The sequence below is a fragment of the Erythrobacter litoralis genome, assembly GCF_029760855.1.
Lineage (GTDB): Bacteria > Pseudomonadota > Alphaproteobacteria > Sphingomonadales > Sphingomonadaceae > Qipengyuania > Qipengyuania litoralis_A.
Genome location: NZ_SOSI01000001.1, coordinates 147,862 through 166,987, shown reverse-complemented (window position 1 = coordinate 166,987; position 19,126 = coordinate 147,862). Strand labels below are relative to the sequence as shown.

The following is a 19,126-nucleotide window of genomic DNA, read 5'->3' as shown; positions in this document are numbered from 1 at the left end:
ACAAACGCGAACATGGCGGAATTCTCACGAATTTCGTCAGTAGATGCGTCGACTATGGCAGCGGCAACAGGCGAGAAGGTCAGGCAAACATGAAATGAAAAAGAGAGTCTTCAAAGCCATATCGATAAGGAGGTGGACCCCTCGGAATCGGGAGACATGTCTAATGCGAAACGGTGACGTGCAAGACTGGGTCCGCCATCCACCAGCTGACAAAGTCGACTTTTGGGCCGATAGCGGAATGACCGCTTCAGAGCGCCTGCCTGCCCGAACCGGACAGACCCGGGCCCCCATTCTTTGTGTTAGAGTGCTGCCGGATAGCCGGCTCGATATATGCAGTTCGAGGAGCGCCAGCAGTGGTAAGGAACCACATTTAGCGCTCCCCAAAGCTCGCTACATTCCAGCGGCCGTCGGCCGGACGATCACCTCGTTGATGTCGACGCCCTCCGGCTGCTCGAGGGCATAGCGGATGGCCCGTGCTATTGCGTCGGGCGTGAGCGATTTTTCCCGCCAACCCTTCAGGGCGGTTGCTATCTGCGGGTCGGTTATGTCGCTGCCCAATTCCGTCGCCACGACACCGGGCGAGATGATCGTTGTGCGGATTTCGTCGTGCTCCTGCCGAAGTCCTTCCGTGATCGCCCACACCGCATACTTCGTTGCACAGTAGACGGCCGCGCTCGGCATCACGAAATGCGCAGCGATGGAGGCGACATTGACCACGTGCCCGGACCCCTGGTCGATGAAGCGCGGCAGGACCGCCGCAATCCCGTTCAGCACGCCGCGAATGTTTACATCGATCATCCGGGACCACTCGTCCTGTTTCAGAGCGGCAAGGGGGGAGAGCGGCATGACGCCGGCGTTGTTGACGAGCACGTCGATGCTCCCGAACCGTTCGTGCGCCGCTGCCACGAACGCCTGAAAATTATCGCCATCCGTCACATCCAGCGATTGCCAGGCCACCGCGTCACCCAATTCGTCGGCTAGAGCTTCCAACCGGTCGGTGCGGCGTGCGCCGATGAACAGCTTCGCGCCGCTTCCAACTAGTTCGCGCACCGTTGCCTCGCCGATCCCGCTGGAAGCTCCGGTGATCAGCACGGTTTTGTCGATTGTCTTTGTCATGGCAGTTCCTTTCGATCTGTCTGGTGGCAAGCCAGATAGATCCGCGCTCGGGCAAGCGTGATCTCGATCCGCTGGAATCCTTGCACGATCCTCCGAACTTTACATCCGGCGGATTGCGAAGGAGCTTCGGGAAATGGCAGGAAGGCGGGATGAGCAAGCATTCCGAACTGGCGTCACACATCGCACGGCACGTCAGCCGCACCGGGATGGTCGACACAGCAATAACGCGACTGTCTCTGTTTCGCGCCGACGAGCCGACACAGCCGCTGCCCGCGGTGTACGAAGCTTCCCTTTGCCTGATCGCCCAAGGGTCGAAGCGTGTATCGCTTGCCGATCAGAGCGTGACATACGATGCGGAGCATTACCTGCTGGTGTCGCTGGACCTGCCGCTGATCGGGCACGTGACGCAGGCGAGGCCCGATGCGCCTTACCTCTGCGCGAAAATCGATATCGACCAATCCGCGCTGGTGGACCTCATTATGGAAGAGGGCGAACGCGCGCCGATGACCGACCTGCCGGCCCTCGCCGTTTACCGAAGCGACGACGATCTGGTGGACGCCGCCTGCCGACTGGTGCGCTTGCTCGATCGACCGGCGGATATTCCTGCTCTGGTCCCGCTGATCGAGCGGGAAATCCTCTACCGCCTGCTGACGGGTCCGCATGGGCCGACCCTTCGCTACATGGCGGTGGCGGACAGCCATCTCAATCAAGTGAGCCGGGCCATACGCACGATCCGGTCCGCGTTCGATCAACGCTTGCGTATTGACGAGATCGCGGCTGCGGCGGGGATGAGCCCTTCTTCATTGCACCAGCACTTCAAGACGGTCACGCGGATGACGCCCCTGGAATACCAGAAGCAACTGCGACTTCAGGAAGCGCGTCGGCTCATGCTGACAGAGGGGTCTACCGCAGGCTCGGCGGGGGTCGCGGTCGGCTACGACAGCCCGTCCCAGTTCAGCCGCGAATACGCCCGCCTGTTTGGCGCCCCGCCGCGACAGGACCTCATGCGCTTGCAGGACAGCGGGAATTTTCTGACGCCACTTTGACATTCAACAGGATGATTGGAGATGGGCCGGTAGCGGACCTTCCGCTTTTGGCGGGGACAATACTGAAGCAGACTGTAGCAACGGGCCAGAAAGTCGCAAACCAGTCCCTTAAGGCGCAGCATCGTCGGTCCACGTGCTTTGGTTCGGAGATAGCACTTGAGGGCACCACTGGCGGGCGAGTAGCCCGCCATGCTTTTTATGCGCCGAAGGCTCCGTCGATGGTGTGCATCGCTCCGGTCACGAAGCTAGCTTCCGGTCCAGCCAACCAGGCGACCATGCCCGCAACCTCCTGAGGCTGCCCATGGCGCTTGATAGCCATAAAGCTATGCATCAGCTCTTTCATCGGCCCGTCGGCGGGGTTGGCGTCGGTATCAATTGGTCCGGGTTGCACGATGTTGATCGTAATGCCACGCGGTCCGAGATCGCGTGCCAGCCCACGAGCAAGGCCCTGTAGAGCCGACTTACTGAGGGCGTAGGACGCCATGCCGGGAAGCGGCATCCGATCACCGTTCACTGAACCGATTATAATGATCCGCCCGCCTTCCGGCATCGATCGTGCTGCTTCCACCGAGGCATGGTAAGGCGCATGAACATTGACCCGAAACAGCCGGTCTATCTCGTCGGGGTCCTGTTCCAGCGCATCACCGAAAATCGCGAACCCAGAATTGACGGCGAGGATATCGAGGGGGCCGGTGTCACGGACGCAGGCGATCACCGCGTCGCGATCTGCGCTGTCAGTTTGGATGGCTATGCTGCCGGTCTCCGCCGCCAGTGTTTCCGCCGCCTCCTGCGAGCCGGAATAGGTAAAGGTCACCTTTGCGCCGTCCCTTGCGAAGCGCCTTACAATTGCTGCCCCGATGCCACGACTACCGCCGAGTACTAGCACGGACTTTCCTTGAAAAACCGCCACGTTGTTCTCCTTGAGATATAATGTAGGGCGCACTACATAAAGTTTCAGACCCCGTCGTCAAGGAGTTATGTAAACGTGACTACAAAAATGGCTCGTCCAAGGGGTCGCCCGCGCCGCTTCGATCTCGACGAGGCAGTAAGAATTGCGCAGGAGCTTTTCCATGCTCACGGCTACGATGCGGTGAGCGTTGGCGACATCACAAAGGCTCTGGGGATCAATCCGCCCAGCTTCTACGCCGCCTTTGGCAGCAAGGCGCAGCTCTACGCCCGCGTGTTGGAACAATATGCCCGGGTGGGCGCAATTCCGCTCGATCGATTGCTGCGACCCGATCGGCCCGTTTGGCAATGCCTACTTGAAAGCCTGGAGGAAGCCGCACGCTTTTACTCTGATAACCCGGACGCGGCGGGTTGCATGGTTGTGGAAGGAACCCGCTGTGGCGATCACGATGCGCGAGAGGTCGCTATCACGTATAATCGCGCTGCTGAGGACGTGATCCGCATGTATATTGCGCAGCGGCATCCCGAAGAAGCCGAAGAGGTAACGGATTTCATCGCAACGGTTATGTTTGGTCTGTCTGCGAAGGCCCGCAATGGACACAGCTCGGACCAACTGATCTCTAGCGCACGAATAGCTGGCGCAGCTGTCAAAGCAATGTTGGAAGGCTAAAGCCTCACAGAAGTTATCTAGCAAGTGGCACTTTTTGGGCCGTAAGGCGACCGTCCCCTTGTAGTGATCGAACGGGCTAAGACAGACGGTTGCTTCGGCTATCCGACGCCGTCATGCGCCGCCTTCGGCGGGTCTGGCGATTACGTCAGCTCCCCCGAACACCATCTGGTTGCGCGCTGCCGGTTGGAAAAATCCATAAAGGAACCTGCCACCTTCACCGCTTGCGGCATCAAGAGCAGCTATCGCTTTCGAAGGTAACGACAGGCTCAGCGCCCCGATATTGTCGGTTACTTGATCGGCGCGGCTCACGCCCATCAGCGTCGACGCGACGCCGGGACGTCCGGCGACCCATGCGAGCGCCACACGCGCAGGGGTCTCGCCCATGTCCGCTGCTACTTCCCTCAGTGCGTCCACAATGCGCCAGTTGCGATCGGTGAACAGTTGGTCGCCAAAGGGATTGTCACCATCGAGGCGCTTGTCGTCATCTGGCCGGTCACCGGTATCGCCTCCGCTATTCGGCACGCCGCCGGTACGCGGGCCGGCCTCGACCGTCGCCCGATCATACTTTCCGGTGAGCAGTCCGTAGGCAAGCGGGCTCCATGGAACGAGGCCCATGCCAAATTCCCGCGCCAAGGGTACGTGCTCGTCCTCCACCCCGCGCTCGACCAAGGAATAGAAATATTGCAGCCCGATTGGGGCAGGCAGGCCATGTGCGCGCGCCAAGGTGGCAAGCTGCGCCACGAACCAGGCCGGGCTGTTCGACAAGCCCCAATAGCGAATCTTTCCCTTGGCGATGAGGCCGGTCATCGTCTGCAACAGTTCGAGGGCGGGGGTGATGCCATCCCAGATGTGGATCCAATAAAGATCGATGTAGTCGGTCTGCATCCGCTTGAGCGAGCGATCGACCGCGGCTTCGAGATGACGTCTGCCCTGACCTCCTTCGTGCGGACCGTTGCCAGTGTTGAAGCCGGACTTAGTGGCCAACACCATCCGCTCTCGCAAAACACCTTCGGCGACAAACTTGCCGACCATCTCCTCCGATGCGCCACCGGAGTAGACATCGGCCGTATCGACAAAATTACCGCCCAGTTCGACATAGCGATCGAAGACCGCTTTGCTTGCAGCCTCGTCCATGCCCCAGCGCGGTGTGCCGAAGGTCATGGTACCGAGCGCGAGGGGGCTAACGAGCAGTCCGGACGATCCGAGCGGGCGAAGGGCGGCGAGGTTCATGCGATGTCTCCAAGATTGTCTTGGGAAAGAGATGGAGCGCATAACCTAGATTGATTAGGGCTCGGAAGTAGGATGGGTTGCTGAAGGATTTTCACGAATGGACCGTGAGGTATGGTCGGGGCTGGCGGTGTTTGCAGAGATCGTTGATGCGGGAAGCTTCGCGGCGGCTGCCAAGCGATCGGGCATATCTCCTTCTGCCTTGAGCCATGCGCTGCGAAATCTCGAAACGCGTCTCGACATCCGTCTGCTCAACCGCACCACCCGTTCGCTCGCCCCGACCGAAGCTGGCCAGGTCCTGCTCACCAAGTTGCAGCCTGCGATGACTTCGGTCGAGGACATCCTCGGAGAATTGGATAGCGTCCGCAGCCGGCCGGTAGGGCGCGTGCGTGTCAATGCCCACAAGCCCGCCGCCGCCTATCTGATCCTGCCGCGACTGCCCAACTTCTCGCGTGACCATCCGGATGTGTCGATCGACCTTACCGTGGACGATGGTCTGGTCGATATTGTCGCCGAGCGCTTCGATTGCGGAGTGCGGCACGACAAGGCGCTGCAGGCCGATATGGTCTCGGTGCGGATCAGTGAGCCGCTCAAGCTCGTATTCGTCGCGTCGCCCGAATACCTCGATCTGAACGGAAACCCGATGAACCCTGAGGATCTCGGGAGCCATCGGTGCATCAGCTTTCGACACGCGACATCAGGCGCGCTGCACCGTTGGGAATTCGAACGCGATGGTGCGCGCTCGGACCGGGCAGTCCCCACCAGCTTCGTCACCAACGATATCGACATCATGCGCGATGCCGCTTTGCGAGGCCTCGGTGTCTGCTGCCTGCTCATGGCACAGGCTGCGGCGCACCTCAGATCCGGCGACCTGGTCGAGATATTGTCCGGATGGGCACCTGCGCTTCCACCATGCCACGTCTATTATCCCAGCAAGCGGCAGCCTACGGCCGCCTTCCAGGCTTTCCTTAAAGCGATGCGGGACTTCTGATCATTTTCGAAGGCCGATAAGCAAGACGATCGACTGTTGCTGGGCCGGTAGCGGACTGGCAGCTTTTAATACACTTGCATTAGCATGCAGACCTTCGACCATGACTGCCTGATATCTCCGCTCAGGTCGTTCCTCGGACCACCAGTTTGGGTTGCATGACGATGCTTTCCGTGGCCTCCCCGGCGATCCGTCTCAGCAGCAAGTCCACCATTGCGTGGGCGCCGTCCGCGATGTCCTGGCGGATCGTAGTAAGTGGTGGTGAGGTCTGGTGAGATATCGGGAGGTCATCGAACCCGATTAGCTTCACCTCGTCAGGCACCCTGCGTTTCAGCTTCTGCAGTTCGCCGAGACACGCCAGCGCAAGCAAATCCGTAGCGGCGAAAAGCCCGTCGCAGGTTCCGCCTGCATCCTGCATCAGACTTGCAATCTCGTCAGTCATGCCCGAAGTCGCCAGGTGAGCGGGAAATTCGCGCAGATCCAGGCCGAATGCATCAGCGACTTGCCTCGCACCTGCGAAGCGGGCAGCGAATTCAGGGGCATTCGTCTCACCGACAAATCCCAGTTTTTTCGCGCCCGACGCGATGAGCCGCTCCGCCGCAAGTTTCCCGCCGAGGTGATTGTCCGAGCCTACGACGCAGTGCCGCTGGCCCTCGCGATGCTGACCCCAGACGACCATTGGCCTGTAGCCGTCGGCAATCTCTTCCAGATGATCGAACTGATCGGACTGGCCCACGACGATGACGCCATCGATCATTCCTGAACCGATGAAGGGGTCCAGCCAGTCTTCATCGCTGGTTGGAACGACCCGCCGCAGCATCAGATCGTAACCCTGTTCCGTCAATTCGTCAGCCAAATGGCCAAGCAGGGTAAGGAAGAAGGTATCGGATACCTGCTGCTTCTGTTCGTGCCCTAACGGAATGATCACCCCGATCACACCAATCTTCTGCCTTCGCAGACGACTAGCCATCTGATTGGGCCTGAAACCATGCTCTCGCGCGAGCGCCTCGATCTTCTCGCGCGTCTTGGCCTTTCGGTGACGAACTGGTTCACTCGATCGGCGACGGGAATGTCGAGATTAACGGGCCGAACGTGGCCGTCAGTCCGTCATCTGCACAAGGTCTGTCGATGGCCCTGCACGAACTCAGCACCAATGCACTCAAATACGGTGCCCTGAGCATGCCGAGTGGAAAGGTGTCGATCGAATGGACCATAATTTCCGAAGGTGACGAACAGCATCTGGAACTTGACTGGGTTTAGTCCGGTGGGCCGACCGTCAAGCCGCCAACGTCCCGCGGTTTCGGCTCCTTTGTGATCGAGCGTATCCTGCGTACCCAACTGCTAGCGAAATCGGAAATACGATACGATCCCGCCGGGCTGGAGGTACATTGCCGTTTTCCCATGTCCCGCATCACCGGGTCTGACAATGTCCTCGCAAAGGCACGCAAGGACGAGTTTCCGATCTCGAAAAATTGCGTGGTGCGAAAGTTCTCGTTCTCGACGACGAATGGTTGGTCGCAGAACAGACGGCTCAGTATCTCAGCGACGCCGGGGTGGACGTTGTCGGTCCATATCATTCCCTCGGCGAAGCCAGAATGCGCGCACAGGAGGATCCTGTCGACCTCGCGGTACTTGATTACAACATCGACGGTTTACCAGTCACTCCCCTGGTCGAGGATTTGCAGAAGCGTGATGTCCCCAAAATCATCGTTTCGGGATACGGATCGCGCCTCGACTTGCCGATAGAGACCCTGGGCGTCGATTTCATGCCGAAGCCAGTGTATGGCGCATCCTTGATCGACAGGGTCGCTCAACGGTTGAGCGTGCGCAGCGAGACCATGCCCTCTGTCAGCGAACCGGCGAAGTGAGTAACCGTCGCGACATCGTCGGGATTGGGGCCAGTGCAGGGGACTGCCCGCCCTCATCGGCCTTTTGAAGAATTTCTCCCCCGCTCAACCAGCCACGCTGTTAATCGTCCTGCATCGATCCGACGAAGCAGGGCACCTTGTCGACATCCTTCGGCACAACACCTCATATCCGGTTCGCGAGCCCACCGTTGGCGAGGAATATCAGCCTGGGCATCTATACGTCGCCCCCAACGACGCGCACCTTATCCTGGGCGAGCGGCATCTGCATCTGCGCCGCGGACCACGTGAGAACAATTTCCGTCCCGCGATCGACCCCCTGTTCCGCTCTCTTGCGGTGTTCGGTGGCGGCCGCGCGACGGGGGGTGATCCTGTCCGGCTACATGGACGATGGTGCATCCGGGGCGCGCGATCGTCTCGGGCGGAGGTCGGATACTCGTGCAGGATCCGCGCCAGGCAACGTCGCCCAGCATGCCCCGCGCCCGCCATCTCGGCCGTCGGCGAACCGGAAATGATCGCCACCGCGGAAGAGCTGGGTGCGAGGTTATCCTTGTTGGTCGCCGAACCGGCCCTGCCAGACCGGCCGGTAGACGAAACGGTCCGGATTGAACTGCTCATCGCCGGAATGGAAAACGCGACCATGGCCACCGAAGAGAGACTGGGCGAACTCGTCCCGTTCAACTGCCCCGACTGCAATGGGGTGCTGTGGGAGATATCGGATGGGCCGATCCGCCGGTTTCGCTGCCACACCGGTCACGCTTACAGCCAGATGGCGCTCGACGAGAAGCAGGAGGAAATGCTCGAGCGAAGCCTGTACAACAGTCTTCGCTCACTGCGGGAAAAGGCTGCCCTGTTGAGGGACATTGCTATTCGCGACGACATCAACCGGTCACGGCTCATGAAGCGCGCGGAGGGCTACGATCAGGATTCAGCTACCGTTGAAGCGCTGATCCTGTCTCGCCGGAAGTCTGCAGCCTGAGCGATCTTCAGCCGTTTGGGTGGCAGTCGGCCATTGTCTGTCCGATCCCTTATGGCAGCTTTCGGTCAAATTTTGTGATCACCTGAATGACCGGAATTAGGGCGCTTTGCCGACCGACAGCTTTCATCAAAAGCAGCCTATCGGATTATGGGCCGATAGCGGACTGTCTCATTTCGGCGGTTTAAGTGCAGAAGGCGGACGCGTTGGTTAAGAGCTTAAGCGGTAGATGGTCTTGTGCGTCTAGCTTGTAGAGCCCAATCAATTCCCGCCAAAATAATTGCTGAGAGCGCTGTGAGAGGAAACGTCAGAGTTCCGAGAAGGATGACCAGCACGCCGACCTTGCCAGCCCGTTTGCTAGCATAAGGCGGGGTTCCTAGCTCGCCTCTTTTGCGACGCATCATCCATGACATGATCGCAGCGATCGTCAGTCCGATCAGCGTCAGGCAGGCGAAGAACATCAGCCACTGGCTGAACCGGCCGTACTCCTTGCCCATATGCAGGCTCACGCCCCATTCGATCGCCTGCGAAGCGTCGCCGTAATCGGAGAAGGAGAAATCATTGACGACTTCGCCGGAGAACTGATTGATCTGAATGACACGAATGCCGGCTGCCTTGTCGGGAATGTTCGTCGCGGCGAAGATTCCGTCGGGCGCGCCGGGAGCATCAATGCGATACCCGTCGGAAATACCTTGCAGTTCCGCTACCCGCGCCGCTTCGGCCAGCCCGATAGAAACTTGCCGAATGTTACCGGCGGATCGAGGCTCCGGCATGCCTCGCACGGTCCATGAGAGTTCCCCCGGATGCTGGTGACTGCCATCGGTCGTCTGAGCGCTCGGCTTCCCGTCGGAGGTGGGCGGCGCGTCCCATATGACCGAAGGGACCCCTTGGCCTATCGCGCGCAGGCTATTGTGTACCCAACTGCCCCAAACACCCGACCACATCAGGCCTGTAATCGCCAGGAATATGCCGAATATAGCGACGCCAGCACCCAGAACGGCGTGAAGATCTCGCCAAAAACGCCGAGACCGTAGGCTTCCGCGGATAGCGAAAAGGCCACCTGCTTCGCGTCTCTGCCACCACAGGTACAGTCCGGTGCTGCACAAAATGACTACCCATCCAGCGACCGCTTCGATCACTCCGTTTGCGATCGGGCCGAACAGCGCTAATCCATGTAGACTTCGCACGAACTGAGCGACCCGCCAATCGCCGTCGAGCATCCCCAGAACTTTACCGGTACCAGGATCGATGAACACTGATGCGCCCGCACCATCCGCACCGGCGACCAAAATTTCGGCCGATCGATCAGCGGCGGACGGCGACAGGAACGCCTTAGCGGGGTGCCCCGAATAGTTTTCTGCCGTTTCGATAAGCTGACCTGTCGGCAGGCGATCGGGTGTGGCAGGGACTTTCAATACCGGACCGTGAAGAGCGAATTCGATTTCGTCTTCGAACAGATAGATGGAACCAGTGATCGCCAACCACAGCAGGAATGGTAGGGTCAACAGACCCGCCAAGAAATGCCATCGCCAGATCGCTTGGTACAACGATCGCCGTGTTGTTCGGGATGATATCATCGCAGTCCGCGAAACCGGAAGTTAAGCTCAGAAACCAGAGGCCGTCGCGCCTACTGACATCTTCCGGACTGCGATGCCATCAGAAGCTGACGCTCAAACTCGTCTCGAACGTGCGCGGCGTCCCCAAGAAAACCTGATCGGGATAGAACGGGTCGCCGTAGGATGCATAACGCTTGTCGGTGAAATTCTTGAGCCGGAACGTCAAACGAACATCGTTCGAAGGCGAGAGCAGGCCTTCGGGCAAGTTCACGAACGCGAACAGATCACCGATCAAGTAGTCTTCCAGTGTGACCGTATCAAGATCCGTGCTGAAGCGATCGCCGACATGGGAGAAGCTCCCCCCGATCTCGATCGGTAGCGCGAGCTCACCGAAGCGGTAGGAGCCGCCCCCGTTCACGATCCAGGTCGGGATGTTCGGAGGCGTATTTCCATCATAGGAAACGCCCCCCTCGGTGACGTAATTATCATACCGTGCGTGGGTGTAAGCCGCGTTCCCCCACAGGTTGAGGCCATCAACCGGACGGAGCGAGGCCGTGAACTCTACTCCGCGGGAGTTGAGTTCGCCCGCGACGTTCAGCCGCTGATTGGCCGCCCCACCATAAACGTTGCTGCGCTGAATGTCGTAAAGTGAAAGCGTCGCCTGCCCGCGACCATTGAGGAAGGTGGCTTTCGCGCCCGCCTCGTAGCTCCGCCCGGTCGATAATTCCATTCGCTGCGTAGGACTCAAGAAGAAATAGCTTCCTACCGCGATGTCGCTGGCGGTGGCGTATTGTCCGTACAGCGTGACCTGCGGAATGATATCGTAGGTAAAGCCGATGCGCCCGGTCACGGGATCCCAGTCCATTTCCAGGGGGAACCCGGTACGAACTTCGCCGGCCGTATCGAACGCGTTCCGCTCAACGTCGAACGCGTTGTAGCGAAGGCCGCCCACGATCGCGAATTCCGGAGTGATTTCCAAACGATCTTCCAGATTGATCGCATAGCTTTCGACGCCTGCAAGCTGGCGCGAAGTGGTCAGCACGCCGTAAGTCCCGCGCTCGGGATCGACCAGTGAGACGCTGTCGCTGGGAAAGTTGGCCGCGCCTGGCCGGGTGAAATCCATATCGTAATACTCGAACGCCACGACCAAGCGATTTTCCATGCCGCCCAGCTGGGTGCGCCAGGCGAGGTCGATATTGTTGCCGATCTGCTCCTGATCGTGACGTACGAAGAAGCGTTCGCGATCGACGAGGTTGGTGTCGGAGTTGAATGAGGTAACCTCGTTGTTCTTCCATTCGCGATTGGCGTCGTAGTAGTAGAACAGGTTGCTGAGGGTTACGTCGGAGCCGAGCTCCCACTCAAAACCTGCGCGCACCCAGGTCTCGTCGAACTTCTTGTAGCCGTCTGCCACGTTGTAGTTCGTGTCAAGCGTGCGGCGGTCGATCGTGACCGCACCCAGATCGGTTCCATTAAAGGACGACACCTGCGTTCCGGAGACGATGTCGGTCGAGTTTTCACCGCTAAAGGCGACGGGCGAAAGCGGCGTGCCCCAGTAAATCTCTCCGTCGAGATCGCGATACTCAGCTGCGACGAAGACCTTGAGCGAAGGCGAAACCCGGTAGTCCAGCCCCCCGGACAGGTGAATATATTCGACCTGGCTGTCTTCGATGAAACTTTGTTCATTGTACCGGCTCAGATCGACGCGGTAGTCGAGCCCGCTATCGCCGATGCTTCCGCCCGAGCCAATCCCCGCGCGGAAAGACCCGCGTTCATCGACACCCAGAAAGACTTCGTTCTTGATCGGGCCGGGACGCGGCGCCTTGGTAACGAAATTGATTGTACCGCCAACCGAACCTTGCCCGGACGAAATAGAAGACGGCCCCTTGAGAAACTCCACTCGGTCAAGATTGAAGGTGCCCAGATTCATGCCTGTAAAATCGGTCGAACCAAGATTGATACCGTTCTGGGTGACGCTCACCTGTGCCATCTGGAATCCGCGCATGGCATACGGGGTATGCGCGCCTGTATCGGCGGAAACCACACCCGAAGCGGTGCGAACCGTATCGACAATCGTGTTGATGCCCTGCTCGCGGATGGTCTCGCTATCGATGACCTCGACGGTCGCGGGCGTTTCGCGCGCAGTCAGATCGAGTCGGCTGCCGATTTCGGCGATCGGGGCAAGGAGCCGCTCCCCGGTAACGACGATCGTCTCACCATCCTCTTCGAGCCGCGCCTCGGCCTGGGCATAGGCTGTTTGCGCGAAACCAAGTGTCGATACGACGACAGCCGTGCGTGCGGCGCACGCCAAAAGGCGAGAATGCGAAGAGAATGATATGTTGAAGGTCCCTGGAACAATGCGCCACGACGCTGGCGGTCGGCAATGGCGGACCCGATAGTCTTACCAAAAAGCATTCGTCAATGGAATAGTATAACACACCATTGACGTCTGACACCGTGCGCTCCATCGGGCGATCTCGATGGAGAATTTCATGATCTCAAATAATGCGGTAATCAGCCTTAGCGAAATGATTGTCGCTTACGACGCGCTTCCCGTGTTGGATGGGCTGACTCTGGGGGTGCCTGCAGGCAGCATCACGGCTTTGCTCGGAGGAAACGGAGCGGGCAAGTCCACGACGCTCGCCACATTACTGGGCTTCGTGCAAGCCCGATCGGGTACGGTATCGGTTTGCGGTATCGACCCCGCGATCGATCCCGATGCTGCGCGGCGCAAGATTGCTTACCTGCCCGAGAACGTTGCCCTCTACGATCATCTGACAGCGCAGGAAAATGCCGAATATCTCCTTGCGCTCTCCGATCAGAAGCCTGACGCTGACGCGATTTCAAGGGCATTTGCTTCTGCAGGACTGCAGGAGGGCGCCTGGAGGCATAGGCTGGGCGCCTTTTCCAAGGGCATGCGTCAGAAGGTCGCGATTGCAGTAGCTCTTTTGAGAGAGGTACCCGTCCTGCTGCTCGACGAACCGACATCGGGTCTCGACCCGGCTGCGACCGCCGATTTCAACGCGCTCCTGTCGCAGGTACGCGACCGTGGCACGGCGGTTTTGATGGTTACGCATGACCTCCTTTCGGCTGCCGATGTGGCGGACCGCATCGTTTTCCTGGAAAGCGGGCAAGTGACCGATGATGTCGCCGCAGATGGCCCCGACCGTTTCGACGTGCGCGCGCTTCACGCGCGATTCCAGTCCGCACGTGGCCCGGTTGCAGCATGAGCGCCGTTCGCCTTATCGCACGCGACGAACTGCGCCTGATGGCCCGCAATCGCGTAGCCGTGATCGCTTTCGTATTGCTGGTCCTTCTCACACTCGTTGCCGTTGCCAGCGCGTGGTCGCACCAGCGCAATATCGCTGAGTTGCGAGAGCGTAACGCGCACGCTGCCGAGAGTGCGTTCGACAGACAACCGGACAGACATCCGCATCGCGTCGTCCATGCTGGTCACTTCATCTTTCGGCCGCTGGGCCCCCTTGCGGCCTTCGATCCCGGCGTCGATGCATTCACCGGCAACAGCATGTTTCTGGAAGGGCACCGCCAAAACACCGCCAATTTCGGCGATGTCCGCCAAAGCTCGCTCTTGGTGCGGTTCGGCCTGCTGACCCCGGCCTTCGTGCTTCAGGTCGTCGCCCCGTTGCTCCTTATCTTTCTGGGCTATGGCGTGCTCGCGCGGGAGAGGGAGCGCGGGACGCTGCGGGTGCTCCTGTTGCAAGGGGCCGGTCGCGGAGAGGTGGTTGGTGGTAAGCTGCTGGCTGTCGGAACGGTGGCAATGCTCGCCGGGCTGCCAGCAATGATCGGTTTCGCGCTAATTGCGGGACAGCCGGGTGCACTTGTTCTGCCGATGCTGACCATCGCGGGGGGATACCTGCTGTATCTTGCCCTGTGGGTGTTGCTGATCGTGCTTGTTTCGGCGCTTGTCCGCCGAAGCCTTGACGCCCTCCTCGCACTTTTGGCCCTGTGGGTCGTGACCGTCGTGTTGCTTCCACGTCTCGCGCCGGACGTTGCTGGCGCGGCGGTACCGCTCGACAACCGCCTGCAAACCGATGTGGCAATCGCACGCGACCTTAGGGCGATGGGCGACAGCCACGATCCAGATGATCCCTATTTCGACGAATTCAAACAGTCCGTTCTCGAACGCTATGACGTGGGGACGGTCGAGGAACTGCCGGTCAATTACCAGGGCTTGCTCGCCATGGAGGGCGAACAGATGACGTCCAAGTTGTTCGACCAATACGCCGACAAAAGCTACAACGCGCAAGAACGACAAAACTGGATGGTCGAGTGGCTCGGCGTCTTGAGCCCGGCAATATCCGTACGGTCCGTCTCGATGGCGGCTGCAGGGACGGATTTTGCAGGCCATCGCCGTTTTCTCGATCAGGCCGAGGCTTACCGTTACGAACTGGTGCAGCAGCTGAACCGGCTCCAGGCCGAAGCGGTAAGCTACGCTGACGATATCGCGGAAGACCCGGGAGCCGATGACCGACGCCGCGTTGCAGCGGCAAACTGGGCAAAGATGCCCGATTTCGGCTTCCGCCCGGCCACAAGCGCCGAACTGGCACGTGCGGCGGTGCCAGGCTTGCTGATGCTGGTTGGCTGGCTCGTTCTGGCGGGGCTAGCTCTTGCCTCGGCGACCCGAAGGCTGGGATGGGCGAAATGAACCTGCTGAAGCACGAATTACGCCTGCTGTTCCGGCAGCGTCTGACGAGTCTGTCGCTCATGCTACTGGCATTGCTGACCGTCACGTCCATCCTTGCCGGAATTGCCGAAGTCGATCGGCAGAGGGCTGATATCGCAGCCATTCCGGCAGCACAGAACGAAGACATTTCCGCAATCGCATCGTGGATCGACGAGGACAAAGATCCTGGCAGTGCCGCCTATTACAGCTTCCACCCCACTTGGGACGAGCCATCTCCGCTTGCCTTCGCGGCGATCGGAATGCGCGATGTCTCACCCTACATCCTGCGGGTCCGCGCGCTCAGCCTCGAAGCGCAGATCTACGATGGCGACACGTTCAATCCGGAACTGGCGCTTCCGGGCCAGTTCGACTTCGCCTTCGTGCTGGTGTTCCTCGCGCCGCTGTTCGTCATCGTTCTGTTCCATGATCTGGTGTCCGGGGAGCGAGAAGCACGCCGCGCGCGTACTTTAGAGGCGTTGCCACGCGGTGGCCGCGCCTTATGGCGGCGGCGTTCCGCGCTGCGCTTCGGGCTGCTGTGGCTCGTTCTGGCGGCGCCGTTCACCACTACCGCGATCATCGAAAACGTGGGCGCCGCGCCGATAGCTCTCATTCTCGTTACCATCGCAGCCTATCTGTTCTTCTGGGTAGGACTGGCCGCGCTTATCGACCGCCTCCGCTGGAGCTCGGTCGCCAATGCCGCGACGCTGTCGGCCGCATGGCTCGTCCTTGTACTCATCGTGCCGACGCTCGCCAATGTGGCGATCAATCGGGCGATTCCGGTCAACCAGGGAACCGAGATCGCGATGGCCAATCAGGAGGTCGTGCACGGCGCGTGGGAAATTCCGCGCGAAGACACGATGGAACGGTTCTACGCCAACCATCCCCGATGGTCTGATTCCGAACCGCTCGGGCCGGATTTCCATTATAAATGGTACTTCGCGTTCCACCAGAACGGTGACGAAGCCGTGGCACCGCAAGCGCGCGCCTATCGTCAAGGGCTGGAAGGCCGTGACGCCCACGCTCGCGCCTTGGGATGGGTTCTGCCCTCCGTCGGCGTACAGGCGCTACTGACCCGTATTGCGGGGACCGATCTGACCGCTCAACTGGCATACCAGGATCGCATCCGCGCCTTTCACGAGCGCCTTCGCAATTTCTATTACGAGTATCTGTTCTACGACCGGCCCTTCGGGAAGGACGACTTCGACCGCGCTCCGCGTTTCGGTTCGTCCTGACGAGAAACGGAAGTTGTGGACCGTCGTCGGCTATTGTTGATCGGCCGTCTCATCCCGGACGAGAGAAGATACGCGGAATGGGGGCGTTTGATCGAAGAGGTCTTCAGATGGGCAATTCCACGCGAGGAGGAAAGGCGAGCGACTGTTTGCCAGTCAGAAAACGAGGTTTTCCGTAAGGCCAAACGCGGTCTTCGACGGTTTCAGCTTACAATCCTTCCCCCTTCGTCCATTCAATATCCGCTAGCTTGTCCATCTTTGCGCATTTCGGTGGCTCCCACGTACGTGCCCGTTGAGGGATCGCGAACGATTGCCTGATAACCGCCGAACGGTATGCCGGTCGTCTCGACTTCGACGCGATGTCCCATTGCGCGCAGCGCCTCGACTGTGATTTCCGGAATACCCGGTTCGACATAGAGGACACCCAGATCGTCGATCTGAGACACATCTGTCTCGCTTCCGGCGAAGGCATCGGTAGGCTGGCGACCGCCATCGTGCATCAACCTTGCCGCGTCGCCCGCTTCCTGCAGATTCATGCCATAGTCGACGAGATTAATCAGGATTTGCACATGGCCCTGCGGCTGCATGCCTCCGCCCATCAGGCCGAAACTAGCGAACGGCTTGCCGTCCTTGCGAATAAAAGCCGGAATAATGGTGTGGAAGGGGCGCTTTCTCGGAGCATAGACATTGGGGTGCACAGGATCGAGGCTGTATAATTCGCCGCGATCTTGGAACATGAAGCCCAGCCCGTCCGCCACAAGGCCGCTGCCCATACCGCGGTAATTGGACTGGATAAGGCTTACCATCATACCGGTTCGATCCGCCACGGTAAGGTACGTCGTGTCGCCCGGCCCTTCCAGTTTCGGAGCACGCAGCGCTCCGGCGCGAAAGGCAGGTGTCGCCTTTTCGGGATCGATCTCGGCAAACCTGGCGCGCCCGTAAGCGTCGCTCAGCAGCCCTTCCGGTGCGGCGGAGAATGCGGGATCGGCGTAAAATCGGGCGACGTCTTCGAATGCGAGGCGTTTGGCTTCGGTAATGTAGTGAATGACTTCGGGGCTGCCTCGCTCCCACTGCGCTAAATCAACGTTTTTAAGGATGTTGATCATTTGCAAGGCGGCAAAGCCTTGGGAATTCGGCGGCAGTTCACACAACTCATAGCCATTACGGTAGGTCACACACGATACGTCGACCCATTCACTTTCATGGGCAGCGAAGTCCTGGATAGTGAACGCACTGCCTTGCCGGCGCAGATAGTCCACCATGATACGTGCCGTTTCTCCTTCGTAGAACTCGTCACGACCGGTTTGGGCAATGCGCTCGAGCGTAGATGCCAGATCCGGATTTCGAAACACTGCTCCGGGCTCCGGTGCGCCGTCCGCGAAATACGTCGCACGAGCATTGCCGAACTCGAACTCGCTGTTTTCGAGGCGCGCCTCGAAAGAACGTAGACTGCGATCGAGATACATTGCGATGACGGGCGCCACCGGATGCCCTTCGCGCGCGTAGCGAATGGTAGGAGCGAGATTGTCTGCCATCGATAATTTACCGAAGCGTTCGTGCATGGCGAACCAGGCATCGACCGTACCGGGGACGGTAATCGGCAAAGGCCCGACTGGGGGTATCGAAGCGGAATTCGGGTGCAGTTTTTCGATCAACTGCTCGAGTGTTTGCCCGGCGGGCGACCGCCCCGAACCGTTCAATCCATAGAGCTTGTCGGTTGCGGGATCGTAGATAATGGCGAACAGATCGCCGCCGATCCCGTTTCCGGTAGGCTCCATCAGTCCGAGTGCGGCGTTCGCTGCGATAGCCGCATCGACAGCGCTACCCCCTGCCTTGAGGATATCGAGCGCAACCTGTGTTGCCAGAGGCTGCGCTGTCGCTGCCATGCCGTGCGGCGCGAGCACGGGGCTACGGCTCCAGCGCGCGCCCACCGGCCGGGCGCCGCCCCCTATCCCCTGTGTAGCTTCGGCACTCGTATCCGCGACGTTCATCGTGGTGTCGTCGGCGAGTGCCGGTCCTACCAGAAGCGCGCCGACCGCTATTGAAACCAATGCCTTCCGCATCTCATTCTTCCCTTCGCCTTATGCCTGAGCAACCTGCTTTGTGATGCATGCATCGATTTTTCCGAGAGGGCAAAAATAAGACGTTGCAATATATGAACAGATGTTTATACATCAACATGTGTTCACGTGTTGGATCGTATCATGACCCCTGACCAAGCTTCCGAATTGGCCGAGACATTTCGCCTGCTGGGCGAGCCTAATCGGTTGCTTCTCGTCACTGAATGTCTCGATGGACCGCGCTCCGTCACGGAGCTGACCGAAGCAATCGGAGCAAGTCAGTCACTGGTTTCGCATCATTTACGGCTTCTGCGAGCGGCCCGATTGCTGCGACAGAGGCGAGATGGGAAGAATGTGTTCTACGACCTGCCCGATTGTCATGTCGCCACGATGCTGACGAACATGATGGAACATATTGATGAATCCGATAATGAAACAGAAGGACTTATAAAATGACAATGACTATTGAGATGGTGAAATGTGCGTGTGCCGACTGCGTCTGTATTGTTGGTACCGATGCGGCAATTCAGGCTGAAGGTCGGATGTTCTGCAGCGACAGTTGCGCCAACCATCACGAAGATTCCGCCGGCTGCGAGCATGGGGGTTGCCCCTGCCACGGCTAATCATTGAGACGGCAGGTGACTTGTCCGCCTGCCGTTTCAAAAATTCATTTCGTTCTTCAGGCGACGCAATAATCACCTTCGCCTTTTTGCCCTGGGCAGCGTCACGAAATTATACTTTAAGTTCTGTTTTAGGATTAGGAAACCGGCGGCTTCATTCTCCACTTTCGGCGACTAACTCCAAGA

General features: G+C 59.4%; 17 protein-coding genes and 1 pseudogene. 11 read left to right on the top strand and 7 right to left on the bottom strand.

Annotated features, from left to right (window positions below):
• Nucleotides 1–390: 390 nt before the first annotated feature.
• Complete coding sequence (locus tag E3U23_RS00745) at nt 391–1,116, bottom strand: SDR family oxidoreductase (RefSeq protein ID WP_279349255.1); 726 nt, start codon at nt 1,114–1,116, stop codon at nt 391–393.
• A 149-nt stretch (nt 1,117–1,265) separates the two neighbouring features.
• On the opposite strand from E3U23_RS00745, the gene E3U23_RS00740 reads away from it, so the two are divergent.
• A complete protein-coding gene (locus E3U23_RS00740) occupies nt 1,266–2,162 on the top strand; it encodes an AraC family transcriptional regulator (protein WP_279349678.1) in 897 nt (298 codons plus the stop codon).
• Nucleotides 2,163–2,358: 196 nt separating this feature from the next.
• Here the strand turns inward: E3U23_RS00740 and bdcA are convergent, their stop codons facing one another.
• The gene (gene bdcA, locus E3U23_RS00735) at nt 2,359–3,072 is read right to left on the bottom strand and encodes an SDR family oxidoreductase (protein WP_279349254.1); all 714 of its coding nucleotides are present in this window, start codon (nt 3,070–3,072) and stop codon (nt 2,359–2,361) included.
• A gap of 87 nt (nt 3,073–3,159) precedes the next feature.
• Between bdcA and E3U23_RS00730 the strand changes: the two genes are divergently transcribed.
• Nucleotides 3,160–3,738, top strand: coding sequence for a TetR/AcrR family transcriptional regulator (locus E3U23_RS00730; RefSeq protein ID WP_279349677.1), 579 nt, complete (start codon nt 3,160–3,162; stop codon nt 3,736–3,738).
• A gap of 111 nt (nt 3,739–3,849) precedes the next feature.
• Here E3U23_RS00730 and E3U23_RS00725 read toward each other — a convergent pair whose 3' ends face one another.
• Entirely contained in the window at nt 3,850–4,968 is a 1,119-nt protein-coding gene (locus E3U23_RS00725) for an aldo/keto reductase (protein WP_279349253.1), read from the bottom strand.
• A gap of 97 nt (nt 4,969–5,065) precedes the next feature.
• Between E3U23_RS00725 and E3U23_RS00720 the strand changes: the two genes are divergently transcribed.
• Complete coding sequence (locus E3U23_RS00720) at nt 5,066–5,956, top strand: LysR family transcriptional regulator (protein ID WP_279349252.1); 891 nt, start codon at nt 5,066–5,068, stop codon at nt 5,954–5,956.
• A 121-nt stretch (nt 5,957–6,077) separates the two neighbouring features.
• Here the strand turns inward: E3U23_RS00720 and E3U23_RS00715 are convergent, their stop codons facing one another.
• Nucleotides 6,078–6,923, bottom strand: coding sequence for a substrate-binding domain-containing protein (locus E3U23_RS00715; protein ID WP_279349251.1), 846 nt, complete (start codon nt 6,921–6,923; stop codon nt 6,078–6,080).
• Nucleotides 6,924–7,425: 502 nt separating this feature from the next.
• Between E3U23_RS00715 and E3U23_RS00710 the strand changes: the two genes are divergently transcribed.
• The 3 genes and pseudogenes from E3U23_RS00710 to E3U23_RS00705 all read left to right on the top strand — a co-directional run bounded on the left by E3U23_RS00710 (nt 7,426) and on the right by E3U23_RS00705 (nt 8,797).
• Nucleotides 7,426–7,821 carry a response regulator gene (locus E3U23_RS00710; RefSeq protein ID WP_279349250.1) on the top strand — a complete coding sequence of 132 codons (396 nt, stop codon included), beginning with the start codon at nt 7,426–7,428 and terminating at the stop codon, nt 7,819–7,821.
• A 64-nt stretch (nt 7,822–7,885) separates the two neighbouring features.
• A pseudogene (locus tag E3U23_RS14320) lies at nt 7,886–8,119 on the top strand (chemotaxis protein CheB); the annotation flags it as partial.
• Between the two features lie 210 nt (nt 8,120–8,329).
• Nucleotides 8,330–8,797 (top strand): hypothetical protein, encoded by a 468-nt coding sequence (locus tag E3U23_RS00705; RefSeq protein ID WP_279349249.1) that lies wholly within the window; start codon nt 8,330–8,332, stop codon nt 8,795–8,797.
• Between the two features lie 215 nt (nt 8,798–9,012).
• Here the strand turns inward: E3U23_RS00705 and E3U23_RS00700 are convergent, their stop codons facing one another.
• Both E3U23_RS00700 and E3U23_RS00695 read right to left on the bottom strand, forming a co-directional pair.
• Nucleotides 9,013–10,371: a PepSY-associated TM helix domain-containing protein gene (locus E3U23_RS00700; protein WP_279349248.1), complete on the bottom strand. Its 1,359-nt coding sequence runs from the start codon at nt 10,369–10,371 to the stop codon at nt 9,013–9,015.
• A gap of 79 nt (nt 10,372–10,450) precedes the next feature.
• Complete coding sequence (locus E3U23_RS00695) at nt 10,451–12,658, bottom strand: TonB-dependent receptor (protein WP_279349247.1); 2,208 nt, start codon at nt 12,656–12,658, stop codon at nt 10,451–10,453.
• Between the two features lie 181 nt (nt 12,659–12,839).
• On the opposite strand from E3U23_RS00695, the gene E3U23_RS00690 reads away from it, so the two are divergent.
• The 3 genes from E3U23_RS00690 to E3U23_RS00680 are packed head-to-tail and all read left to right on the top strand — an operon-like array spanning nt 12,840 to nt 16,263.
• Nucleotides 12,840–13,577, top strand: coding sequence for an ABC transporter ATP-binding protein (locus E3U23_RS00690; RefSeq protein ID WP_279349246.1), 738 nt, complete (start codon nt 12,840–12,842; stop codon nt 13,575–13,577).
• A complete protein-coding gene (locus tag E3U23_RS00685) occupies nt 13,574–15,013 on the top strand; it encodes an ABC transporter permease (RefSeq protein WP_279349245.1) in 1,440 nt (479 codons plus the stop codon). The genes E3U23_RS00690 and E3U23_RS00685 overlap by 4 nt, the downstream gene beginning before the upstream one ends.
• A complete protein-coding gene (locus E3U23_RS00680; protein WP_279349244.1) occupies nt 15,010–16,263 on the top strand; it encodes a DUF3526 domain-containing protein in 1,254 nt (417 codons plus the stop codon). Before E3U23_RS00685 ends, E3U23_RS00680 begins: the two co-directional genes overlap by 4 nt.
• A 230-nt stretch (nt 16,264–16,493) precedes the next feature.
• Here the strand turns inward: E3U23_RS00680 and E3U23_RS00675 are convergent, their stop codons facing one another.
• Nucleotides 16,494–18,323 carry a gamma-glutamyltransferase family protein gene (locus E3U23_RS00675; RefSeq protein ID WP_279349243.1) on the bottom strand — a complete coding sequence of 610 codons (1,830 nt, stop codon included), beginning with the start codon at nt 18,321–18,323 and terminating at the stop codon, nt 16,494–16,496.
• A 141-nt stretch (nt 18,324–18,464) separates the two neighbouring features.
• On the opposite strand from E3U23_RS00675, the gene E3U23_RS00670 reads away from it, so the two are divergent.
• Together E3U23_RS00670 and E3U23_RS00665 are read left to right on the top strand one after the other, a co-directional pair.
• Nucleotides 18,465–18,776, top strand: a complete 312-nt coding sequence (locus tag E3U23_RS00670; protein ID WP_279349242.1) for an ArsR/SmtB family transcription factor — start codon at nt 18,465–18,467, stop codon at nt 18,774–18,776.
• Complete coding sequence (locus E3U23_RS00665; RefSeq protein ID WP_347710001.1) at nt 18,773–18,943, top strand: metallothionein; 171 nt, start codon at nt 18,773–18,775, stop codon at nt 18,941–18,943. The genes E3U23_RS00670 and E3U23_RS00665 overlap by 4 nt, the downstream gene beginning before the upstream one ends.
• The last annotated feature ends 183 nt before the right edge of the window (nt 18,944–19,126 follow it).

What these genes read in the sequence shown, in the direction of transcription:
- E3U23_RS00730 (WP_279349677.1), top strand. Translation starts at nt 3,160, where the DNA reads ATGGCTCGTCCAAGGGGTCGCCCGCGCCGCTTCGATCTCGACGAGGCA.
- E3U23_RS00725 (WP_279349253.1), bottom strand. Translation starts at nt 4,968, where the DNA reads ATGAACCTCGCCGCCCTTCGCCCGCTCGGATCGTCCGGACTGCTCGTT.
- E3U23_RS00665 (WP_347710001.1), top strand. Translation starts at nt 18,773, where the DNA reads ATGACAATGACTATTGAGATGGTGAAATGTGCGTGTGCCGACTGCGTC.
- E3U23_RS00685 (WP_279349245.1), top strand. Translation starts at nt 13,574, where the DNA reads ATGAGCGCCGTTCGCCTTATCGCACGCGACGAACTGCGCCTGATGGCC.
- E3U23_RS00745 (WP_279349255.1), bottom strand. Translation starts at nt 1,116, where the DNA reads ATGACAAAGACAATCGACAAAACCGTGCTGATCACCGGAGCTTCCAGC.
- E3U23_RS00720 (WP_279349252.1), top strand. Translation starts at nt 5,066, where the DNA reads ATGGACCGTGAGGTATGGTCGGGGCTGGCGGTGTTTGCAGAGATCGTT.
- E3U23_RS00705 (WP_279349249.1), top strand. Translation starts at nt 8,330, where the DNA reads ATGATCGCCACCGCGGAAGAGCTGGGTGCGAGGTTATCCTTGTTGGTC.
- E3U23_RS00680 (WP_279349244.1), top strand. Translation starts at nt 15,010, where the DNA reads ATGAACCTGCTGAAGCACGAATTACGCCTGCTGTTCCGGCAGCGTCTG.
- E3U23_RS00700 (WP_279349248.1), bottom strand. Translation starts at nt 10,371, where the DNA reads ATGATATCATCCCGAACAACACGGCGATCGTTGTACCAAGCGATCTGG.
- E3U23_RS00670 (WP_279349242.1), top strand. Translation starts at nt 18,465, where the DNA reads ATGACCCCTGACCAAGCTTCCGAATTGGCCGAGACATTTCGCCTGCTG.
- E3U23_RS00740 (WP_279349678.1), top strand. Translation starts at nt 1,266, where the DNA reads ATGAGCAAGCATTCCGAACTGGCGTCACACATCGCACGGCACGTCAGC.
- E3U23_RS00675 (WP_279349243.1), bottom strand. Translation starts at nt 18,323, where the DNA reads ATGCGGAAGGCATTGGTTTCAATAGCGGTCGGCGCGCTTCTGGTAGGA.
- E3U23_RS00690 (WP_279349246.1), top strand. Translation starts at nt 12,840, where the DNA reads ATGATCTCAAATAATGCGGTAATCAGCCTTAGCGAAATGATTGTCGCT.
- E3U23_RS00715 (WP_279349251.1), bottom strand. Translation starts at nt 6,923, where the DNA reads ATGGCTAGTCGTCTGCGAAGGCAGAAGATTGGTGTGATCGGGGTGATC.